Raw genomic sequence first — 21,844 nt, 5'->3', positions numbered from 1 at the left:
AATTACAACCTGCTTGCTTGTGAATGCGTCAGCTTTCAAACAATAGTTGGAATTACCACACGTCCCATAAAAACATATAATTGCCTTCTTTAATAGGGAAAAGTAAAAATAGTTAAAAAATTTTTTATAAAGTTGTATGATGGAAAATATAAATAGTTTCGTTCATACTTTTTGGAGGCTATGCTTATGAAAGAAGTGGCGTCTTTCTTAAAACCGTACCGCTTGGCGGTTGTTATTGCTCTTGCTCTCATGTTAACCGAGCTGACAGTGGAGCTAGTCCAGCCTTTGTTTATGGCAAAAATTGTAGATGATGGAATTTTGAAAAGGGATTTATCAGCTGTCGTCCATTGGGGGCTGGTGATGGTTGGTGTATCGGCTCTTGCCTTTGCAGCAGGCATCATTAATTCATTTTTTGCGGCGCATGTCAGCCAGAGCTTTGGATTTGATATTAGAAAAGTTCTTTTTGGGAAAATTCAATCCTTTTCATTTGCGAACTATAATCAATTTTCCAATTCATCTTTCATTACAAGGATGACAAATGATGTCTCCCAAGTGCAAAACACAATTTTTATGGGACTTCGGATTATGCTGCGTGCTCCATTGTTGGTGATCGGCGGCGCGGTTATGGCTCTAGCAGTAAATTTTACATTATCCTTCATTCTCATCGTCATTCTTCCGTGCCTGATCTTTTTTCTTTTATGGGTGATGAAAAGAGCAGGATCGATGTTTCGAATCGTGCAAGAAAAGCTGGATACGGTGAATAAAGTCATACAGGAAAACTTGACGAATATGCGCTTAATCAAAGCTTTTTTGCGAAATGACTATGAAGTTAATCGCTTTCAGAAGGCGAACAAAGATTTAAAAGACCAAACAATTTTCGTGCTCCGCTTTATGGAAATTATGCAGCCTGTCTTGCTTTTTGTAATGAATGTAAGCATTTTAATTATTTTATGGGCGGCTCATGCTGGACCAAGTGAGGCAAAAGTAGGTGAAGTTGTTGCGATCGTCAATTATTCAACGAGGATCATTTCTGTTTTATCTATGCTGTCTTTTATTGTCTCTGGTTTTTCCAGGGCAAAAGCCTCCAGCTTAAGGATTTCGGAGGTGCTTCAAACAGAAGTAAAATTGACTGATGAGCTTGCCGAATCAAGTCATCAAATAACAGAGGGAAAAATTGAATTTCGATCGGTGTCCTTTGCATACCCGGATTCAGCCGTTAAGGTGCTTGATGATGTATCGTTTACGGTAAATGCTGGAGAAACTATGGCGGTGATGGGGGCTACCGGCTCCGGCAAATCGACTCTTTTCAATTTAATTCCGCGATTATATGACTTAGAAAAAGGAGCCGTTTATATTGACGGTTTCGATATACGTACGATCAAGCTTGAGCATTTAAGAAGGTCAATTGGGATGGTTCCGCAAGAATCGCTGTTATTCACTGGAACGGTAAAAGATAATATTTTATGGGGAAAAGAAGATGCTACTATGGAAGAAATCATTGCTGCTGCAAAGGATGCCCAAATACATGATACGATTTTAAAGCTCCCTCATGGATATGATACCCTTATCAGCCAAAAAGGCGTGAATCTTTCCGGAGGGCAAAAGCAGCGAATTTCGATTGCCAGAGCGCTTGTCCGAAAGCCAAAAATATTGTTGCTTGATGACAGCACGAGTGCTTTAGACTTAAAGACGGAAAGAAAACTGCTTCAAGCATTGATGAAATATCCATGTACGACCTTGATCATTACGCAAAAAATTTTAACAGCGATGGCGGCTGATCAAATTTTGCTACTAGAAAACGGAAAGGTGCTTGCGAAAGGAAGGCATGATGAATTAATACGCAGCGTTCCACTTTACCAAAAAATCTATGAATCACAATATGGAAAGGATGGCATCCGTCATGCTCAAAAGTCTTATTGAACCTTTCCGATATGAAAAACTAAAGCTGACAAATGAGTCAAAAGTGAAGAAAAGCTCTTCAAAAGTTAAAGACTGGAAAGGAACATTAAAAAGAATTTGGGGATATATGTCAGATCAAAAAGTTTTGTTTTTTTTCGTTTTGCTCATGGTTTTTATTAGCACAGTTTTAACAATCCTTGGGCCTTTTTTAGTAGGGAAAGGGATCGACATTTATATTGTAGAAAAAAGCGGAAATCACTTTTTCTTTTTTTTCGTCGTTCTTGTTTTGATCTATGCATTGCATTCCCTTTCCATTTGGCTGCAAAACATATGGATGATCAAAGTGTCGCAAAATACTGTGTATAAAATAAGATCCGATCTATTTCGCCAGTTTCATCTTCTTCCCATTTCTTTTTTTGATCAGAAAAAAACGGGAGAGCTGATGAGCCGAATGACCAATGATGTTGAAAACGTCAGCTCGACATTAAACAGCTCAGTGATTCAAATCTCATCCAGTGTTCTTACATTAATTGGTGTTGTTTCTGTTATGTTATGGATGAGCCCTTTTTTGACAATCATCACCTTAATAGTTGTTCCTTTATTGGTTGTAGGTATGAAATGGATTACCCGGCGGACTGGACAATTGTTTAAAGAGCAGCAGCGAAGTTTAGGAGAACTGAATGGATACATTGAAGAAACCATCACTGGTCAGCGAATTGTCAAAACCTTTTCACAAGAGAACCGGGTTATGCATGAGTTTTTAGAAAAAAATGAAAGGCTGCGGAGATCTTCATTTTGGGCTCAGACGATTTCCGGTTTTATCCCAAAGCTTATGCACGTATTAAACAATTTAAGTTTTACATTGATTGCAGGGTTCGGTGGAATCTTTGCTCTAAAAGGGTGGATAACCATCGGAACGATTGTTGTTTTTGCGGAGTACGCCAGGCAGTTTACACGACCTTTAAATGATCTTGCCAATCAATTTAATACATTATTATCTGCGGTTGCTGGTGCAGAGCGGGTATTTGATTTGCTCGATGAGCAGGCAGAGGAAGCTGATTTTGGAGAATATGTACAATCCGCAAATATAAAAGGGGACATTGTGTTTGATCGAGTATCTTTTTCATACGGGGAAGAGAGCCAAACGATAAAAAATATTAGCTTTCATGTTTCTCCGGGAGAAACAGTTGCCCTTGTCGGTGCCACCGGCGCCGGAAAAACAACGATCATCAATTTACTGGCACGCTTTTATGAAGTAAAAGAAGGGAGAATTTTGATAGATGGAAAGGATATTTCCAAATTAAGACGGAGTGAACTTCGTCAAGCAATGGGGTTTGTATTGCAGGATCCTTTTTTGTTTCACACGACAATTCGTGAAAATATCCGATACGGAAGATTGGATGCAACAGATGAGGAAGTGGAGGAAGCGGCAAAGCTAGCAAATGCTCATTCATTTATTAAAAACCTGCCTGATCAATATGATACAATCATTAACGAAGGTGGAACGAGCATCAGTCAAGGTCAAAAACAACTTCTTTCAATTGCGAGGGCGATTTTAAAAAATCCGTCCATTTTATTGCTGGATGAAGCGACAAGCAGCATTGACACTGTAACAGAATTAAAGATTCAAGAAGCGCTGGAGAGGCTGATGAAGGGGAGAACAAGCTTTGTGATCGCTCATCGACTGAATACGATTAAAAAAGCAGATCAAATATTTGTTATCCAGGATGGTCGCATTGTGGAAAAAGGATCTCATGATGAATTGCTGGAAAAAGAGGGGTTTTATTTTGATTTAGTCACAAACCAGCTAAAACCGCAATTAAAAACGAAAGACATGTTGTCAGAAATAAAGGATCATATATAATGAATATAATCACTTTACTTTGTTAAAAGGGGAAACAGTATGAAATTAGTAGCTATTGATTTAGACGGGACATTGCTATCTTCCAATTTATCCATATCAGAAGAAAATCTTACAGCTATTCGGGAAGCACAAAATGAGGGAAACATCATCATGATTTGCTCCGGCAGGGCGCCTGAGAGTATTCGTGAACTGCTGGACGAATATGATTTTGCATGTCCATTTGCAGCAAGCAATGGAACAGTTGTCGTAATCGAAGGAGAAAAGCCGAAATACATTTCAATGAACAAACAAAACATGTTGGAAGCAGCCGAAATTTTGGAGAGTTATGGTGTGCCGTATAAACTTTATACAAATGATGGTATTTGGATGCCGGAAGACTGGAGCGCCAAAGTTCGCTCTGCTCTGCAGTCGAATCCGGAGCTGGCAAAATGTTTGCTTGAATCTGAGTACAAACAGTTTATCGAGCAGCCAAAAAGGACCGACAATAATCGATACTTTCGTCATATACAAGATGTTATAAACCGCGGTGATTTATCGGTCCAAAAGTTTTTTATTTTGCAATTTAATCAACATACTAGAAAAGAAATTATGGAACAATTAGAAAACATTGCTGGGATTGCGGTTACGACATCAGGTGACTACAACGTTGAAATAATGGATGAAAAGGGAAATAAAGGATATGGATTAAAAGCTGTTGCCAAGCACTACAATATCCCATTGGAACAAACGATTGCGATTGGTGATAATTTCAATGACGTTCCAATGCTGGAAGCTGCAGGGCTTTCCGTTGCAATGGGGAATGCCGAGCCTGAGGTGAAAGAAATGTGCGATATCGTGACGAGGACAAACGATGAACACGGTGTCGCCTATGCTATTCGACAATTTGTGCTGTAAATGGTTTATGGATGTGAAGGGGTGTCTAATAAGTCGTTTTTACGGCTTATTGACGCCCACTTTAATGTTTTATAAACGTTGATATATCGACGTTTATAATTTTTTGTTTACGATAGGGATTTGACTTTCTGGATAGCTCCTTTCATTTTATTTACTATTGAAAACTGCGACGGTGCGGCTTCTTTGAGGCGGGCAATAAAAAAGTGTGATGAATTATTGTTATTGTTTCGCTAGTTCTGTCTGCCATACTTTTTTTAACATAGCTGTTTCGTCACACGATGGAAGTTTCGGACAATTGATGCAATCCTTCCACATTTTTTGCGGGAGAGATTGCTTGTCAACGATATCGAATCCTAATTTGGTAAAAAACCCGATTTGATACGTTAAGGCAATCAAATTTTCAATTTCCAACCTGTTTGTTTCATAAATGATTTGTTTTACGAGCTCTTTTCCGATGCCTTTGCCGGTATGGGCAGGGTCAACGGCCAGCGAGCGGATTTCAGCCAAATCTTTGTCTAAAATATGCAAGCTGGCAACGCCAGCCACTGCTCCGCCTTCATCTGCAACATAAAAATTTTGTAAATTTTCATAAATAGATGCGTACGTTCTGCTGAGCAGCTTTCCTTCCAATGCATAATGTTTAATTAATTGATAGATGGCATCTGTATCGCTCATAGTCGCTCTTCGAATGTGCATGTATACTCCCTCATTTAATCGAATGAATAATTATAAGTAAAATAAAATATTTATTCATATATAATATCGGTATGAACATTATTTTGTCAATAAAAAAACCAAACAATTTATAATTATGCAAGTTCATCAAATCTTTAAACATTTTCTGTAAGTAAAATTTTGGCAGGAGAAAATATTTGATAAGAGGATTTTACTACATGGAAGCTAGCATTCAATGAAATTTATGGTAAAAAATGATGTTTATAAGAGAGGTTTAATCTTCTTCATCCATCAAATTGTGGACAAATTCAGACATTTTTTCTAAATGTGTTGAAAATGAGTCTTATTCTTATTATAATTGATAACGAATATCATTATTAATTTATTACGGAAAGAGTTAAAAAATGAAAAAACGATATTTGATCATTGCTCTCATTATTCTTTCAATTGCATCGATTTTTATCGGGGTAAAAGATATTAAACCAACTGATTTATTCAATTTGACAGATGAACAAATACAAATTTTGATCATCAGCAGAATTCCGCGTGTCATTAGCATTATTATTGCAGGAACGAGCATAAGCATTGCCGGTCTTATTATGCAGCAGCTGAGCAGAAACAAGTTCGTTTCCCCAACTACGGCAGGAACGATGGATTCCGCCAGATTGGGGATTTTAGTTGCGATCATGGTTTTTGCAGACGCTAGTCCGATTCAAAAAATGATTGTTGCATTTGCTTTTGCACTTTTAGGAACATTTATCTTTATGAAAATATTGGAGAAAATCAAATATAAAGATACTATTTTTGTTCCTCTAGTCGGGCTGATGTTCGGCAACATCATTGGATCTATCACTACTTTTTTTGCATACAAAAATAATTTGATTCAAAATGTTTCCTCATGGCTGGAAGGAGATTTTTCGTTAATTTTAAAAGGTCAATATGAATTATTGTATGTCAGCATTCCTTTTGTATTAATTGCATACTTGTATGCGAATCAATTCACTGTCGCTGGAATGGGAGAGGAATTTTCGAAAAATTTAGGCTTGAATTATAAACAAGTTGTCAATATCGGACTTGTTATCGTAGCTTTGATCACTTCATCTGTTGTATTGACGGTTGGAACCATTCCGTTTCTAGGTCTTGTCGTTCCGAATATTGTCGCCATATACAATGGAGACCATTTGAAAAAGAATTTGATTCATACCGCTTTGCTCGGTGCTGTTTTCGTTATGTTTTGCGATATTTTAGGGCGAATCATTATATATCCGTACGAAATCTCGATCAGCTTAACCGTCGGTGTCATCGGCAGTGCCATTTTTGTTTACTTACTTATGAGGAGAAAAGCATATGGGTTATAGAGCGAAAATAACATCTCTTCTAGTGGTCGCAGTCCTTTTAATGATCACCTTTTTGTTCATCGACCTCGGCAAAAATTGGGATTATGCATTGCCGCGCCGTTCGGTGAAGATGCTGGCGGTTATTATTACAAGTGTAGCAATCGGTTTTTCAACGTTAGTATTTCAAACGATTACAAACAACAGAATTTTAACTCCGAGCATTTTAGGTTTAGATTCTTTATATATGCTTTTGCAAACCATGCTTGTCTTTTTATTTGGTTCAACACATGTTGCGATGATCGATAAAAATATTAACTTTGCGCTTTCCTTGTTCTTTATGATGCTGTTTGCACTGATCTTTTACAAATTCCTTCTTCGAGGCGAAGGTCAAGACATTTATTTTCTTCTTCTAATTGGACTGATATTCGGAACATTATTTAACAGCTTGACTTCTTTTATGCAAGTGCTGATAGATCCTAACGAATTTCTAATTGTACAGGACAGAATGTTTGCCAGCATCAATAACGTGAATACGGATTTGCTGTACTTGTCGATTGCCGTTATGCTGCTGGTGGGTCTTTATTCACTGAAATATGCCAAATATTTAGATGTGCTGGCACTTGGAAGGGAGCATGCGATTAATCTCGGCATTGATTACGATCATGTTGTCAAAAGGCTTTTGATCATTGTGGCTGTTTTCGTTTCGATTTCGACAGCTTTAACCGGTCCGATGACGTTTTTGGGTCTTCTCGTGATTAACGTGGCAAGGGAATTTTTAAACACATATAAACATAGTGTTTTAACGATCGGAACCGTTCTTTTTTCCATCATTGCGTTGGTTGGCGGTCAGCTATTGGTCGAAAGAGTGTTTACATTTTCAACTACGTTAAGTGTTGTCATTAATTTTGTTGGCGGGGTTTATTTTATTTATCTTCTATTAAAGGAGAATCGATCATGGTAGAAGTAAAAAATGTTTCAAAACAGTACGGAAACAAATTTGTAGTAAAAGGCGTCTCGCTGAAAATTCCGAAACAAAAAATCACAGCCTTCATCGGCCCAAACGGAGCTGGAAAAAGCACACTGCTATCAATGATCAGCCGATTAATAAAAAAAGATGAAGGAGAAATATTGATTGACGGAAAAGAACTTGGCGCATGCAAAAGCAACGATTTGGCGAAAAAAATTTCGATCTTAAAGCAATCAAACCACATTAATCTTCGCTTAACAGTCAGGGAACTTGTCTCTTTCGGCAGATTTCCGTATTCAAGCGGAAGATTAACAAAAGAAGATCAAAGGCATGTGGATGAAGCGATCCGTTACATGGGGCTTGAAGAGATTGAACATAAATTTCTTGATCAGTTGAGCGGAGGCCAAAAGCAGCGGGCTTTTATCGCTATGGTGATCGCGCAGGATACCGAATATATTTTGCTTGATGAGCCATTGAACAATTTAGATATGAAGCACTCTGTGCAAATTATGAAAATGCTAAGAAAACTTGTCGATGAGCTTGGAAAAACAATTGTCATTGTACTGCACGATATTAATTTTGCATCGGTGTATGCCGATTATGTAGTTGCAATGAAAGATGGAGAACTCGTACACGTCGGGCCAACTGATCAAGTCATAGATCCTTCTGTCTTAAAAGACGTATATGATATGGATATAAACATCCAGCAAATAAACAATTGCAAAATATGTGTGTACTTTTCTTAAAGGGTAGTATGGATGGAGGCATTTTGATAAACATCTCAGCAGAAGGAAGAGCTGTCAGCTCTTCCTTACAAAGAATTCGAAATGATAATGATTTTCTTATTCAATTGCGAGATGTTTAAAGAATTGCCGACATCATTTAAAAAATATACAGGGGGTAATTTTTATGAAAAAGTTTTTAGTTTTTCTCATTGCTTCTTTGATGGTTTTTGTTGTTGCAGCTTGCGGCTCGAACGGAGCAACTAGCGGCGAAGGTGAAAAAAATGACACGAAACAGGAGTCAGAAGAACTGACGATTAAGCATCAGCTTGGCGAAACAAAAGTGAAGAAAAATCCAGAAAAAGTCGTCGTTTTTGATTTTGGTGCTCTTGACACATTGGATAAGCTTGGCGTTGAAGTGGCAGGTGTACCGAAGGATAACCTTCCATCCTATTTAAAAGACAAATACAGTGGCGATAAATATGAAAATGTCGGCGGTTTAAAAGAACCGGACTTTGAAAAAATCAGTTCGATTGAGCCTGATTTGATCATTATTTCCGGAAGACAATCAGAGGTTTATGAAGAGTTTGAGAAAATTGCACCAACCATCTTTATGGGTGTTGATACAACGAAATATTTAGAGTCATTCCATGAAAATGTGAAAACACTTGGAAAAATTTTCGGTAAAGAAGAGGAAGCTGAAAAAGAACTGGCAGCAATCGATGAATCGATTAAAAAGCTAAAAGAAAAAGCAGAAGCGTCTGGAAAAAATGCATTAGTTATTTTAGCCAATGAAGGGAAAGTCAGCGCATATGGGCCGAAATCTAGATTTGGGCTCATCCATGATGAATTTGGAATTAAAGCTGTAGATGAAAACATTGAAGTTTCTACACACGGACAAAGCATTTCATTTGAATATATCGTTGAAAAAAATCCTGATTACTTATTTGTGGTAGACCGCGGTGCTGCAGTAGGCGGCCAATCATCTGCAAAACAAACAGTAGAAAATGAATTAGTGAAAAAGACAAATGCCTACAAAAACGGCAATATTGTGTACTTAGATCCTAACTACTGGTATTTATCCGGCGGCGGATTGATTTCGGTTGCTGAAATGGTGAAAGAAGTGGATAATGTGATCCAATAATTTTTCAAAAGGGAGCTGAAAACAGCTCTCTTTTTTCATATGCGCCCGGGCATGGGTGTAATCTCTAGGGTGAAAGTCCCGAGCTGTAAAGACAAAAGTAGCAGTTAGCTTAACGCAAGGGTGTCCGTGGTGATGTGGAATCTGAAGGAAGCGGGCAGCAAACTTAGGGTGTCTCTCGAAACACGAACTTCATATGAGGCTAGTTGCCATTGGATGAAACAAAGTCCTTTCTGTCGAAGATGGTACAGAGTAAATGAAGCAGACAGGTGGAAGGAAAGACTGCACCCTTACCCAGGGAGGTATGACCGACATGTCGAATTGATTAGTATGTGCTTGAACGTCTCAACCTTTTCCATAAAAGAAACAGACGCAAGAAACACATACATATGCTGAAAGTCATAGACGAGGTCAACATTTGATTATGAAACTCGCAAGTTAGACACCGTAAGAAGGCATTACAAAAAGCCAATACCTTGCTACCATAGTATTGGCTTTTAATCATTGATGAAAAATGAAGTGAACAGACTCTCATCTCCTTCTAATTTAAATTCTTTTTCTTTTTTGAAGTTATCAAGATTATAAATTTGTATCTTTGTACCGTCTGATGTAATAAATTGATCTTCATGAATATATGATACATAGTTTTCAATTTCTGTAGTAAATACATCAATTTTAGAAGAATTTAAATGAAGTTTCGCAATTTTCTTTTCCGTGGGTTCTCGTTGTATATCTCCTTGTGTGATAAAGATATGATCTTTGTGTACATGCATATCACTCAAGGATTTGAACGGAAGGGTAATCTTTTCAATTTTCTTGTTCATCAAGTTTATTTTTATTAATTCATTTGACTGATTGTCTTTTCCATCTGATGTTTTTACTAGGAAAAGATCGTTGTCAACGAGCTCCATATCTGATGAATACATCATATCGTCTATTTTTATTGTTTCAATTAAAGATAGATCTTTTTTATTGATTACATTGATAATACCGTAAATATCATCTGGATTGGAGTGTATAAAGGTTAATACATATAATTTGTCTGAATGTTCAATCATATGAATGGCTTGCCCCTTGAGCTCAGTGGATGCGACCTGTTTTCCTGTTGCTATATTTGTTTTGGCAAGATCAGAGGAAGTGAGATCTCCCCCAGACATGTAAGCAAACTCCTTATCAACAGTCCAAACTGTGGGAGCAATTTTTTCTTCGTTAGGAATTTCTTTAATCTGCAAATTACTTTTATTTAACTCTAATATAAATTCATTTGTGTTGTATTTAGATTGTGGATTAGCGTAATATATTTTATTATTCATATGAATAGGTCTTTCCATAAAAGCTCCAAGAGGCATTCCTCTGTATTTCGTTTTATGTTTTGAAAGAAACTTTCCTTTTTCATTGTACAGGTGTATAACTGCTTTCTCAAACATATTTGTATAAATCACTGCATATTTGTAATCTTCGATGTTTTTTGTTTCCGTTGAGAAGCATCCTTGTAAAAAGATCATGGAGAATAACAAACAGATAAAGATCATTTTGTATCTGTTTGTTATCGTATTAAAAAGGTTCATTTGTTAAACTCCTTTAGTATAAATGATATACGTGTGAGAAGAGTTAACTAAATCAATTGGAAATACGATTCCTCCGCCATGATTTAAGTTTAAACTTGTAGTATACTTATATGCTTCATATACTAATTGCGAACAATAAAATTTTTTTGTAGTGTTATATTCGTAAATGTCCAGTTATAATGTCTTCCTTTCTTTCAAAAGCTTCTAACTGTTGTTGGACTGGTCCTCAGAAGAAGTAGAATTTGCATGAGATACAGATGGTAAAATTACCGATGCCGAAAGTCATAGACAAGGTCAACATTTGATTATGAGACTCGCTAGTTAGACACCGTGAGGAGGCATTGCAAAAAGCCAATACCTTGCTACATAGTATTGGCTTTTAATCATTGATGAAAAATGAAGTGAATAGACTCTCATCTCCTTCTAATTTAAATTCTTTTTCTTTTTTGAAGTTATCAAGATTATAAATTTGTATCTTTGTGCCGTCTGATGTAATAAATTGATCTTCATGAATATATGATACATAGTTTTCAATTTCTGTAGTAAATACATCCATTTTAGAAGAATTTAAATGAAGTTTCGCAATTTTCTTTTCCGTGGGTTCTAGAAACGAATTTCCTTGTGTGATAAACATATGATCTTTGTGTACATAAATATAACGCAAGCCTTTGAATGGAAGGATAATCTTTTCAATTTTCTTGTTCATCAAGTTTATTTTTATTAATTCATTTGACTGATTGTCTTTTCCATCTGATGTTTTTACTAGGAAAAGATCGTTGTCAACGAGCTCCATATCTGATGAATACATCATATCGTCTATTTTTATTGTTTCAATTAAAGATAAATCTTTTTTATTGATTACATTGATAATACCGTAAATATCATCTGGATTGGAGTGTATAAAGGTTAATACATATAATTTGTCTGAATGTTCAATCATATAGTTCGCCTCCCCCTTGAGCTTAGTGGATGCGACCTGTTTTCCTGTTGCTATATTTGTTTTGGCAAGCTTAGAGGAAGTAAGATCTCCTTCAGACATATAAGCAAACTCCTTATCAACAGTCCAAACTGTGGGAGCAATTTTTTCTTCGTTAGGAATTTCTTTAATCTGCAAATTACTTTTATTTAACTCTAATATAAATTCATTGGTGTTGTGTTTAGATAGTGGATTAGCGTAATATACTTTATTATTCATATGAATAGGTTTTTTCATAAAAGCTCCAAGAGGCATTCCTCTGTATTTCGTTTTATGTTTTGAAAGAAACTTTCCTTTTTCATTGTACAGGTGTATAACTGCTTTCTCAAACATATTTGTATAAATCACTGCATATTTGTAATCTTCGATGTTTTTTGTTTCCGTTGAGAAGCATCCTTGTAAAAAGATCATGGAGGATAACAAACAGATAAAGATCATTTTGTATCTGTTTGTTATCGTTTTAAAAAGGTTCATTTGTTAAACTCCTTTAATATAAATGATATACGTGTGAGAAGAGTTAACTAAATCAATTGGAAATACGATTCCTCCGCCATGATTTAAGTTTAAACCTGTAGTATACTTATATGCTTCATATACTAATTGCGAACAATAAAATTTTTTTGTAGTGTTATATTCGTAAATTCCCAATTATAAGGTTTTCCTTTGTGTGAATACGCTCTGTCTGCAGCTTTTGCATCTTGAGCGACAGTTGTTCCCTTTGTCGTTACCGCATAAACAGTTTTATATTTTGTATTCCAATTATTTTTGAATGTTTTCACTCCTTCTTTTGGGAAAGATTCAACTGTTGATGTTTCTGAGTATATGATTCCTGCATGCCCTACTAGAGAACCAAATTTTCCATCTTTAGTTACTAATATAACTCCTTTTCTTTTTGGATATGATGCTGCTGCTAACGCTTGAAAATTATTAGCTTTAAAATTATAAGCTGATGAATTTTTATCAGGTTGAACTAGTTCTGGGTCAGATTCGATCTCTTTCTCCACCCTTTCAAAAGTTTCTAACTGTTGTTGGACTATGTCCTCAGAAGAAGTAGAATTTGCATGAGATACAGCGGGTAAAATTACCGATAACATACATAAAGACAAGACTGTACTCAATACTTTTCCAATTTTCCCTTTATTACGAATTCTCCTCCTCTGTTAATAAAGTATTAGAAAAAAATTCCTTTTCATTTTCATTATATTTTAAATTCAACCTTTTTCAACTTAAATTTGGTAATTTAGTAAAATATTTCTAGTAAATAGAATAATAGATGAACATAGAAAATGGAGATCCTTTTTGCAGATAAAGTTAGCCAAAAACAACAACGGCACTTATTAATGCAGAAAGCCAGGTGTGCTTTTCCTATAATCCCGTCTACCGCTAACATACAAAAGCATTGAAATTCCATAACGGCTCTAACGCTACTTCCATAAAAAAGTTGCCCACAAATACTTGACTCAAACTTTTTCATTTGAAAATAAGGGATGAACGGAGTATTTATAGTATGATAGAGAAAAAGGGGGAAGAAAGGCATGGGGAATTTACATGGGAAACGGATCGCTATCACAGGCTCTCGAAAGAGCGAGGAAATTTCCACGTTAATTCGTAAAAAAGGAGGGGAGCCTGTTATTCGAGCTATTCAAGAAACAATAAAATGCTCTCCTTCGGATTTGGAGGCTGATCTTCGAAGCATTGTTGAAAAAGGGACTGACTGGGCTGTGTTTACGACAGGAATAGGGACGAACGCTCTGTTGGAAGCGGCAGAAAAGATCGGCATTTTGGATTCATTAATAAACGTTTTAAAAGAAGCAAAAATAGCTGCCCGCGGCTATAAAACGAAAGCGGCTCTTAAACAAATCGGCATTCAGCCGGATGCTTGTGATGATGACGGAACGAATGACGGGCTGCTTCGGGCTATTGAAGGATTTTCTTTTAAAGACAAGCATGTTTTTTTACAATTGCATGGAGAACCGGTGCCAAAGCTTTCAGAATGGTTTGAAAAGCACGGAGCGATTTTGCATGAAATTTTGCCATACCGCTCCATTGTACCTAATCCTGAGACCGTTGAGCAGCTGCTGGATGAAATAATCGAGAATAAGCTGAATGCTGTTGCGTTTACAGCTGCCCCGCAAGTAAGAGTGCTTTTTAAATTGGCTGAAAAAAAAGGAGCAACATCCGACCTTATAGAGGCATTTCAACAAAATGTTTTGGCAGCAGCCGTCGGCAAAGTAACTGCTGGAGAATTGAAGGAATATGGGGTGCAGCGCATCGTGGCTCCAGAGCTGGAGCGGATGGGGGCGATGATTGTCGCTTTGGATGAGTATTTTCAATGATGTTGTCGTCAAAAAATTTAATGGCTGATTGTGTGTATAAAAAACAGGTGGAGCGTGACAGCTTCGAGGATGAATCACGTCCACCTGGGTTTGAACTTTTTACCTAAAAATCAGTATGTATGAAAGCATCGATTTATTTTATGAAAAACAAATACTGTAAATTTTGTGCAATATAATTCGGGTAAATTTTGTTTTTTTCAATATCCTCTTTTCTGGAGGCTCCGGTTAATACAAGGCATGTGCGGCAATTATTTGTTTTTCCAAGCAAAATATCGGTTTCTAAACGATCGCCAATGATTAAGCACCTGTTGCTGTTTATGTTTAATTTTTCAAGGACTTTTTTGCCGTAAAAAGAGGAAGGCTTCCCGATCACCTGATCGATCGGCCGTCCCGATGCAGCTTCTATTGCTTTCGCTATTGCCAGTGTATCTGAAATATACCCTTCAGGAACTGGACAAAGAGAATCCGGATTGGCTGCAATTAATTTGGCTCCATTACGAACCGCGTTCATTGCCAAATTGAGTTTTTCATAAGTAAAGCTGCGATCAAGTCCGACAAGTACGTGGGTAGCTTCCATAGGATTGTCGGTCATTTTTAGTGAAAATTTGTGGAATTCTTCCGAAATCGCTTTTTCACCTACAATATAGACTAAAGAGTCCGGAGATTTCTCTAAAAAATATACAGCTGACAAATAAGAAGCTGTCATGATTTCGTCCAGTTTCGCTTGAATTCCTAAATGATGAAGCCGCTCTCTGCATTCTTCTCTTGTTTGTGTCGATGTATTTGTGATAAAAAGAATTTTTTTGTTATGGCGCCTTAATCGGTCGATCGTTTCTTTTACACCGGGCAAAAGTTTATTGCCAATATATATAGTTCCATCTAAATCAAAACAATATGCATCAAAATCGTCAATGTGTAACAATACAATACTCCACCTTTATTCTGTTGAAAGTTCTTTTAGAAGAATTTCTTTGCCTTCGCGTAACTTTTCTAACGGTGTTCCGGGGGCATATTCTAGGATGAGCTGACAATCGATTGATTGTTCATGAATCGTTTTAAAGATTTCTTGCCATGGGACGGTTCCTTCACCGATTGGCAAGTGATCGTCTCCTGTTCCGTTATTATCATGAACATGGAGGGCAATCAGTCGATCCTTTGTCTGTTTCATTATTTGCGGAATATCCCAACCGTTTAAATTTGCGTGGCCAATATCAAGTAAATATCCTGCCGTGTCATGAATATTTTCTAAAAAGCTTATAAACTCATCTTGCGTAAAAATCGAACTGCCGTTGTATCCGACGTTTTCGATTGCCAGCTTGACGTTCAAAGGTTTAGCAAATTCACATAATTGATGGATATAATCTTCAGCTCGCTGCTTTGCTAAACGTTTGTCAAAAACCGGAGAAAAACAGAACCCAGGATGGATCACAACATGCGAAGCCTGAATCATGCCGGCAAACTCAATCGCTTTTTTGTATTCAAAAAATGAAGCTTCCCGAATCGCTTTATTTTCACTTGTTAAGTTAATATCCCATGCTGGCGGATGAATGGTGTAGCCGATGGGCAATTCTTTTAGTTTGGAAGACAATTTTTTGAATGATTTTTCCATGTCATCCCATTTTTCGCCATCCATTAATAGTTCAACTTTATCAGCTCCATATTCAATTAAGTCATGGACATTTTTTAAAGGATCTTTTGATACAAGCGGCAAATCAGAATAACAGATTTTTCTTTTCATAAACAACCACCTCATGAAAGATATGTTTCCACATTGATTTTGTGATTCATCGGACTGCTTTCATTCAGATCCAGCTCTTGCGGATAGCCTATTGATTGTGTGGATTCTTGATCAAAAATATGAATACGATCCATTTTTGGTTTTAAATAGACCATTTCCCCCGGATGCCAATTCTTTTTTTCACTCATCGCAATCACTTCATGACCTTCTAAATTTATATAAATACTGTAGCTGCTTCCTTGGTTTTCCACGTATTTCACTGTGCCTTTTAATGTGTTTTCTTGGGGAGTTTTATAAATTTCTAGATGTTCAGGACGAATTCCAAAAACAAACGTTTTGGCATTGCATTCATTTATTTGTCGGATCCACATCGGATGCAATAAAAATGATTGTTTCCCGATCATAACCTTGCCATCATAATAATCCATATCGACAATATTCGTTGGAGGCGAGCCGATAAATTTTGCCGTAAAGATGTTTGCAGGGCGGTTATATACATTTTCCGGCGTATCTACCATTTGCAATTGCCCTTGATTCATTAACGCAATACGATCCCCTATAGTCATTGCTTCAATTTGATCATGTGTAACATAAACGATTGTTTGCTTATACATTTCATGGATTTTCACTAGTTCCTTGCGCGCAGATACTCTTAGCTGCGCATCTAAATTTGATAATGGTTCATCAAGCAGAAAGAAATCAGATTTTTTTACAACGGCTCTTGCTAAAGCGACACGCTGCCTTTGCCCGCCGGATAAATCTTTCGGCAATCTGTTTTCATATCCTTTCAACTGGAGCATTTCTAACACAGCATTTAATCTTTTTTGAATTTCGTCTTTATGAACCTTCTGAACTTTTAAACCGTACGTAATATTTTCAACGACATTCATATGAGGATATAATGCATAATTTTGAAATACCATCGCTACATTTCTTTTTCCGCTTGGAATGTCATTCGCCTTTACGCCATTCAAATATAAGTCGCCCGAAGTAATTTCTTCAAGGCCTGCAATCATGCGTAAAGTTGTCGATTTGCCGCATCCGGACGGACCTAGAAGAACTAAACGTTCTCCAGGATGAATGGTAAGATTGAGCCCTTTTACAACATGTGTTTTTCCATAGGATTTCCAAACGTTTTCAAATCTTATTTCCTTCATTGTGCCATCCTCCGTTATTTAATTCCAGAAGAAGTAAATGTTCCTATAATATACTTCTGGAAAATTAAATATAAAGTTAAAGGTATTATCATTGTGATGACTGATACGGCCATGGCGACAGTAAAATTCGTGCCGCCTTCTGAGCTGATGTACATCTGTAAAGCAAGAGGCAATGTATAATTTTCCTTGCTTTTTAAAATGAGCACCGGCCATACGTATTCGTTCCAGGTAGTAATGAAAAACCAGATACCTGTTGATGTGACAGCCGGCCTCACTAATGGGAGAACGATATCTTTCATAATCCGGGCGTGTCCAATATGATCTAATTTGGCTGCTTCAATTAACGAGATGGGGATTGTTTTCATCGACTGCCTCATTAAAAAGATACCAAGCGCATTGGCGAGCTGCGGCAAAATAACACCCCAAACGCTGTTGACTAAACCGATACCCGATATGATCAAATAGTTTGGAATCATTGTTACGGTAAAAGGGATAAAAATTGTACTAATTAACATAAAATATAAAATGTTTTTCCCTTTAAACTGCAAAAATACGAAAGCATACGCTGCTAAAAATGAAGTAATCAGTTTGAAAATTGTCGCAACAGAGGCAATAATGAACGTATTCATCGTAATTTTGAAAGCGGGTAAACTATTAAAGAATGTGATATAGTTTTCGAATGTCGGATTTAACGGAACTATGTTCAAAACATTGTTGTAGGCATCTTCCAACGTTTTAAACGATGAACCTAATGCAAAAACGATAGGATATAAAAGAATAATGATTGTAATGATAAAAATAATGTGCCAAGGTATCGCAACAGATCGTTTAATTTTCATAATAGATACCTCTTTCAACAAACTTAAATTCAAGAACTAATAATATGAAAAAGATTAACATCGTCATAATTGATAAAGCTGCAGAATGTCCTGTTCTGTAAAGTACGAAGGCTTCGTGATAGGCGTGATAGATCGCATTGGAGCTGGCGTAATTTGGACCGCCTTGTGTTATCACTTTTATAGGCGTGAATACATACTGCAGTCCTTGGACGATTGTAATAATAAACACATAAATGCCAGTAGCGCTGCTCATAGGCAAGACGATATGAAAGAATATTTTCCATAAAGGAACATTATCCAAACGGGCTGCTTCTATTATTTCGCGTGAAATACCGTTGATAGAAGCATAAAGGACGATAAAGTTATAGCCAAATACTTTCCAAGATGTAATCAAACTTAAAACCAATATGACCCAGCCGTCTAATTTACTCCAAATCGGCATTTCAATGCCGAACCATCCTAAAATAATGGCAACAGGTCCGGAAACTGGATTTAAAATCCACGTAAACAATATCGAACCGACGACCAATGAGATGAATGCCGGCAGAAACAAGGCGCTTTTATAAAAACCATTAAATCGTTTTAAAATTAAATCTAAAACGAAAGCAAAAAGATACGGTATGATACAGTTTATAACTAATAAGAAAGCAATATATATAAATGTATTTCCCAATATTTTATATGTATTTCGATCTGATAAAACATCAATGTAGTTTTTCAATCCGACAAATTCTTTTGTCGGAGTAATCATGTTCCAGTCAAAAAAGCTTAAATAAATCGTGTATAAAAATGGCCAGAACATGAATATCGAAAATATAATTAACGTTGGAATCAATAAGCAATACGCTTTCCAACTCTCTTTATTTTTAAAAACCGTCCCATCACTCATATTTTTATTACCCTCCGCACTGATACCGAAAATAAAAGTTAAAAGGAGGGTGACTAAAGGAAGTTTTTTTGAAAAATTGTTATAAATGTTAGTCACCCTTTGTAGACATTTCCTTTTACTTTAACAATTCGTTGATGGATTTTTCCGTTGATTTTAAACCTTCTTCTACTGACACTTTTCCTGTAAGAATTTCGTCGCGTACATCTATTAATAATTGCTCTGCCTGTAAACCGGCGTCTCCAGGGAATGATGCCCAAGGAACAATCTTGTCCATTTGTTCTATGGCAGGCTTCATCATTTCATTTTCTTCTAAAAATGATTTAAGTCCATTTTCTGCTTCTGCAACATCTTTACGTGGAGGCACATAACCTGTTCCTTCTGTCCATTTGGCCATTGATTCAACGCTATAAAGAAATTTCATGAATTCCCATGCTGCTTTTTGCTGATCTTCATCTTTTGCTGTAATAGCCAGCATTGCGCCACCTGCCGGCAGTCTTACTTCTTTTCCTTCCCATGCTGGCGATTTGATTGCCGCTACGTCAAATTTGGCATTCGCTTGGATATGCGAACGTTGGGCAATCGTTGTATAGACCATGGCGACATTGCCATCGATAAAGCTTTGTACACCTTGATCCCAAGGCAAATGCAAGGCTGTTTTATCTTTTAACACCATATCAGCCCATAGTTGATACGCTTCAATTCCTTCTTTTGAAGCAAATGTTGCTTTTCCGTCCGTAATCATTTTGGCTCCGTTGCTTTCTAATAAAGCTTGTGTAGCCCAGTTATCTGCCGGCTCCTGCAAATAAAACCCATATTTTCCTGTTTTCTCTTTTATTATTTTGGAAAATTCTCTTACCTCTTCCCACGTTTTTGGCCCATTTTCATCTAAACCAGCTTTTCGTAAAAGGTCTCGATTAATATAGAGGACTGGATTGCTTAACGAATATGGAATCCCGACTTGTTCACCATCCGAATTTTTCGCTAAATCCAAAACATTTTTTAAGAAATGATCTTTTAAAAATGTTTTATCTTCTGGAAAATATTTATCTATTATTTCTTGCGGCGGCACATAATGAAAATTATTTGAGAAGTAGTCTAAAAATGCCCATCCTACTTGTACAACTGCTGGTGAATTGCCCGCAGCTACTTCAGCCTGTAAATTTTGCATCAACCCTTTATACATGTCCGGGTTGTATTTGGCTACGACTTCTACAGTATCACTTTGTGCATTAAATTCCTTCACTAACTCTTCTACTGTTTTTCCGCCTTGAGTTTCAGCATTTACGTGCCAGTATTCGATAACCGTTTTTTTGTTGCCGTCCTCTGATTTAGAAGGAGAGTCATTGGCTGCCTGCTTGCTCGTGTTGTTACAAGCTGCTAACATAAATACTAATGTAAATGCGCAAATCAATTTTACAAATGATTTCATTATATTCCTCCTCACCAAATTGTTTGACCGTAATTAATGAAAGGATCTTCAAAATGTCGTGACATTTCGGCTATTTAGAAAATTCTTTACATGAATCAGTTAACAAATCGTGTTGCCTTTGACTGGCTATCACCGTCCGTGTTCGAGCAAGCGGCTTTTACAAGCTGTCTTCAATTTCAGATAAAGCTATTTTTCATCGCTATGCCGATGACAGGTTGGCAGATCGTTTGCCATTAATATTTTAGGTGTAAATGCTTTTCATCTCCCGACCTGACAAATCTATTAAATGATGTCGAAATCACCTCCAATTGCTTGCATAACAAAAAAAGAGACTCCAAATATAATGTATATATCTATTTCATATACATTAAATTTGAGGTCTCTCTATTTGCACCAGTAATTATTCACTTGTTACTTTTAATATAGATGATAATTGTTAATCTAGTATAAATCATATGTAAATTCTCTTTTAAAATTTATTTATATCCATTTCCCACAATTTTGAGTTGGACGTCGTTACAGCGAGTGCGCCATTATTTATCGCTTCCTTCGCATGTTCAGGCAAAGTCAACAGCCCTCCTGTTATAACGGGAACTTGCGAAACCTTTGTGAATTTCTTTAAAAAATCCGGCGCACGGCACGGCATAATTTCTATTATATCTGAGCGGATTTGGTCCGCATCCTTCACTAAATTATGATAAACTTCCGTGTCAATTAAAAAGATTCGCTGAATAACAAATAAACCGCTTGATTTTGCCTTTTTTATAATGCCGTTCCTCGTTGTAACGATCGCCGTTGGCTGGACATTCTTTTTTACAAAGTCAATTCCATCGCCATCCATTTCTAGACCGCCTATTTTTTCAACATGCAATATGACGGGGAGCCCTTCAGACTGGATGAAATCAACATATCTTTTTACCGTTAAAATGGTCCCTGTCATTAGTAAGACAGCACTTAAATGTTCTTTATTCTTGATCGCTTTCTCAATATATTTCGGTTCTTTAATAGCTGCTACCATTCTATGTTTTTTTAATCTTTCCAACAAAATTGTTCCTGCATTGCTTTTTGCCACAGCTAAATTTCCTTTCTTTTAAAATTCGGAATCTGCTCTCAAGATTTAACAAAGTATTTTGTTATAAAAGCAATTCGATTGGCAAACGTTTGTTATACTTTGGATTGCGCGAAACATCTTGTTGGGCAGAATATGCTTGCTCTTTGGATGGGGGCAGAGGATCAAAAGCTTTTAAAAGAAATATAAAAAACAAATATTAAGCAAATATTGTGCCCAAGCTAATTCATTGTAAATTTTGCTTTACAAAAGATTTACATCTAGCATGATTTTGCCCGAAAGATTATTTTTAATAGCCGAATTATTTTTGCCGTTTTCTAAAATCGCTGGAGAGACTAGTTCCA

General features: G+C 36.6%; 19 protein-coding genes. 8 read left to right on the top strand and 11 right to left on the bottom strand.

Annotated elements, in window-relative coordinates:
* Positions 1-186: 186 nt before the first annotated feature.
* Genes NSU19_RS16995 through NSU19_RS16985 form a run of 3 tightly spaced genes read left to right on the top strand, consistent with a single transcriptional unit; the run spans position 187 to position 4,657 of the window.
* Entirely contained in the window at positions 187-1,920 is a 1,734-nt protein-coding gene (locus tag NSU19_RS16995) for an ABC transporter ATP-binding protein (protein ID WP_339193373.1), read from the top strand.
* Entirely contained in the window at positions 1,901-3,763 is a 1,863-nt protein-coding gene (locus NSU19_RS16990) for an ABC transporter ATP-binding protein (protein WP_339197573.1), read from the top strand. The genes NSU19_RS16995 and NSU19_RS16990 overlap by 20 nt, the downstream gene beginning before the upstream one ends.
* Before the next feature lie 39 nt (positions 3,764-3,802).
* Complete coding sequence (locus NSU19_RS16985; protein ID WP_327873283.1) at positions 3,803-4,657, top strand: Cof-type HAD-IIB family hydrolase; 855 nt, start codon at positions 3,803-3,805, stop codon at positions 4,655-4,657.
* A gap of 219 nt (positions 4,658-4,876) precedes the next feature.
* Here the strand turns inward: NSU19_RS16985 and NSU19_RS16980 are convergent, their stop codons facing one another.
* On the bottom strand, positions 4,877-5,353 hold the full coding sequence (locus NSU19_RS16980; protein WP_339197571.1) for an N-acetyltransferase: 477 nt from the start codon (positions 5,351-5,353) through the stop codon (positions 4,877-4,879).
* A 383-nt stretch (positions 5,354-5,736) separates the two neighbouring features.
* On the opposite strand from NSU19_RS16980, the gene NSU19_RS16975 reads away from it, so the two are divergent.
* From NSU19_RS16975 to NSU19_RS16960, 4 genes are all read left to right on the top strand, one after another.
* Positions 5,737-6,690: an ABC transporter permease gene (locus tag NSU19_RS16975; RefSeq protein WP_339197568.1), complete on the top strand. Its 954-nt coding sequence runs from the start codon at positions 5,737-5,739 to the stop codon at positions 6,688-6,690.
* Positions 6,680-7,630, top strand: a complete 951-nt coding sequence (locus tag NSU19_RS16970) for an iron chelate uptake ABC transporter family permease subunit (protein WP_339197564.1) — start codon at positions 6,680-6,682, stop codon at positions 7,628-7,630. The genes NSU19_RS16975 and NSU19_RS16970 overlap by 11 nt, the downstream gene beginning before the upstream one ends.
* Entirely contained in the window at positions 7,624-8,382 is a 759-nt protein-coding gene (locus NSU19_RS16965; RefSeq protein ID WP_339197562.1) for an ABC transporter ATP-binding protein, read from the top strand. The genes NSU19_RS16970 and NSU19_RS16965 overlap by 7 nt, the downstream gene beginning before the upstream one ends.
* 163 nt (positions 8,383-8,545) lie before the next feature.
* Positions 8,546-9,502 carry a siderophore ABC transporter substrate-binding protein gene (locus NSU19_RS16960; RefSeq protein WP_327873282.1) on the top strand — a complete coding sequence of 319 codons (957 nt, stop codon included), beginning with the start codon at positions 8,546-8,548 and terminating at the stop codon, positions 9,500-9,502.
* Positions 9,503-9,996: 494 nt separating this feature from the next.
* On the opposite strand, the gene NSU19_RS16955 is transcribed toward NSU19_RS16960, so the two are convergent.
* The 3 genes from NSU19_RS16955 to NSU19_RS16945 all read right to left on the bottom strand — a co-directional run bounded on the left by NSU19_RS16955 (position 9,997) and on the right by NSU19_RS16945 (position 13,161).
* Positions 9,997-11,067, bottom strand: a complete 1,071-nt coding sequence (locus tag NSU19_RS16955) for a hypothetical protein (protein WP_339197558.1) — start codon at positions 11,065-11,067, stop codon at positions 9,997-9,999.
* Between the two features lie 379 nt (positions 11,068-11,446).
* Positions 11,447-12,517 carry a hypothetical protein gene (locus NSU19_RS16950; RefSeq protein ID WP_339197555.1) on the bottom strand — a complete coding sequence of 357 codons (1,071 nt, stop codon included), beginning with the start codon at positions 12,515-12,517 and terminating at the stop codon, positions 11,447-11,449.
* A gap of 122 nt (positions 12,518-12,639) precedes the next feature.
* Positions 12,640-13,161: a hypothetical protein gene (locus NSU19_RS16945; RefSeq protein ID WP_339197552.1), complete on the bottom strand. Its 522-nt coding sequence runs from the start codon at positions 13,159-13,161 to the stop codon at positions 12,640-12,642.
* Positions 13,162-13,578: 417 nt separating this feature from the next.
* Between NSU19_RS16945 and NSU19_RS16940 the strand changes: the two genes are divergently transcribed.
* A complete protein-coding gene (locus NSU19_RS16940) occupies positions 13,579-14,379 on the top strand; it encodes a uroporphyrinogen-III synthase (protein WP_339197548.1) in 801 nt (266 codons plus the stop codon).
* Positions 14,380-14,512: 133 nt separating this feature from the next.
* On the opposite strand, the gene NSU19_RS16935 is transcribed toward NSU19_RS16940, so the two are convergent.
* The 7 genes from NSU19_RS16935 to NSU19_RS16905 all read right to left on the bottom strand — a co-directional run bounded on the left by NSU19_RS16935 (position 14,513) and on the right by NSU19_RS16905 (position 21,503).
* Complete coding sequence (locus NSU19_RS16935) at positions 14,513-15,301, bottom strand: HAD-IIA family hydrolase (protein ID WP_339197545.1); 789 nt, start codon at positions 15,299-15,301, stop codon at positions 14,513-14,515.
* A 15-nt stretch (positions 15,302-15,316) separates the two neighbouring features.
* On the bottom strand, positions 15,317-16,117 hold the full coding sequence (locus tag NSU19_RS16930) for a sugar phosphate isomerase/epimerase family protein (RefSeq protein ID WP_063386793.1): 801 nt from the start codon (positions 16,115-16,117) through the stop codon (positions 15,317-15,319).
* Positions 16,118-16,128: 11 nt separating this feature from the next.
* On the bottom strand, positions 16,129-17,274 hold the full coding sequence (locus NSU19_RS16925) for an ABC transporter ATP-binding protein (RefSeq protein WP_063386792.1): 1,146 nt from the start codon (positions 17,272-17,274) through the stop codon (positions 16,129-16,131).
* 14 nt (positions 17,275-17,288) lie between these two features.
* Positions 17,289-18,113, bottom strand: a complete 825-nt coding sequence (locus NSU19_RS16920; protein WP_003252244.1) for a carbohydrate ABC transporter permease — start codon at positions 18,111-18,113, stop codon at positions 17,289-17,291.
* Positions 18,103-19,002, bottom strand: coding sequence for a sugar ABC transporter permease (locus tag NSU19_RS16915; protein ID WP_327848576.1), 900 nt, complete (start codon positions 19,000-19,002; stop codon positions 18,103-18,105). The genes NSU19_RS16920 and NSU19_RS16915 overlap by 11 nt, the downstream gene beginning before the upstream one ends.
* Positions 19,003-19,117: 115 nt before the next feature.
* The gene (locus NSU19_RS16910; protein WP_066247712.1) at positions 19,118-20,431 is read right to left on the bottom strand and encodes an ABC transporter substrate-binding protein; all 1,314 of its coding nucleotides are present in this window, start codon (positions 20,429-20,431) and stop codon (positions 19,118-19,120) included.
* Positions 20,432-20,900: 469 nt separating this feature from the next.
* Positions 20,901-21,503, bottom strand: coding sequence for a glycerol-3-phosphate responsive antiterminator (locus NSU19_RS16905; RefSeq protein WP_339197540.1), 603 nt, complete (start codon positions 21,501-21,503; stop codon positions 20,901-20,903).
* Between the last annotated feature and the right edge of the window lie 341 nt (positions 21,504-21,844).

This window comes from Aeribacillus sp. FSL k6-2211 (assembly GCF_037966125.1).
Taxonomy (GTDB): domain Bacteria; phylum Bacillota; class Bacilli; order Bacillales; family Aeribacillaceae; genus Aeribacillus; species Aeribacillus composti.
This window is presented reverse-complemented; position numbering and strand designations above follow the sequence as displayed.

Coding starts and splice junctions, on each gene's coding strand:
- NSU19_RS16970 (WP_339197564.1), top strand. CDS start 6,680: ATGGGTTATAGAGCGAAAATAACATCTCTTCTAGTGGTCGCAGTCCTT.
- NSU19_RS16915 (WP_327848576.1), bottom strand. CDS start 19,002: ATGAGTGATGGGACGGTTTTTAAAAATAAAGAGAGTTGGAAAGCGTAT.
- NSU19_RS16910 (WP_066247712.1), bottom strand. CDS start 20,431: ATGAAATCATTTGTAAAATTGATTTGCGCATTTACATTAGTATTTATG.
- NSU19_RS16980 (WP_339197571.1), bottom strand. CDS start 5,353: ATGCACATTCGAAGAGCGACTATGAGCGATACAGATGCCATCTATCAA.
- NSU19_RS16950 (WP_339197555.1), bottom strand. CDS start 12,517: ATGAACCTTTTTAAAACGATAACAAACAGATACAAAATGATCTTTATC.
- NSU19_RS16920 (WP_003252244.1), bottom strand. CDS start 18,113: ATGAAAATTAAACGATCTGTTGCGATACCTTGGCACATTATTTTTATC.
- NSU19_RS16985 (WP_327873283.1), top strand. CDS start 3,803: ATGAAATTAGTAGCTATTGATTTAGACGGGACATTGCTATCTTCCAAT.
- NSU19_RS16930 (WP_063386793.1), bottom strand. CDS start 16,117: ATGAAAAGAAAAATCTGTTATTCTGATTTGCCGCTTGTATCAAAAGAT.
- NSU19_RS16925 (WP_063386792.1), bottom strand. CDS start 17,274: ATGAAGGAAATAAGATTTGAAAACGTTTGGAAATCCTATGGAAAAACA.
- NSU19_RS16955 (WP_339197558.1), bottom strand. CDS start 11,067: ATGAACCTTTTTAATACGATAACAAACAGATACAAAATGATCTTTATC.
- NSU19_RS16975 (WP_339197568.1), top strand. CDS start 5,737: ATGAAAAAACGATATTTGATCATTGCTCTCATTATTCTTTCAATTGCA.
- NSU19_RS16990 (WP_339197573.1), top strand. CDS start 1,901: ATGCTCAAAAGTCTTATTGAACCTTTCCGATATGAAAAACTAAAGCTG.
- NSU19_RS16960 (WP_327873282.1), top strand. CDS start 8,546: ATGAAAAAGTTTTTAGTTTTTCTCATTGCTTCTTTGATGGTTTTTGTT.
- NSU19_RS16965 (WP_339197562.1), top strand. CDS start 7,624: ATGGTAGAAGTAAAAAATGTTTCAAAACAGTACGGAAACAAATTTGTA.
- NSU19_RS16995 (WP_339193373.1), top strand. CDS start 187: ATGAAAGAAGTGGCGTCTTTCTTAAAACCGTACCGCTTGGCGGTTGTT.
- NSU19_RS16940 (WP_339197548.1), top strand. CDS start 13,579: ATGGGGAATTTACATGGGAAACGGATCGCTATCACAGGCTCTCGAAAG.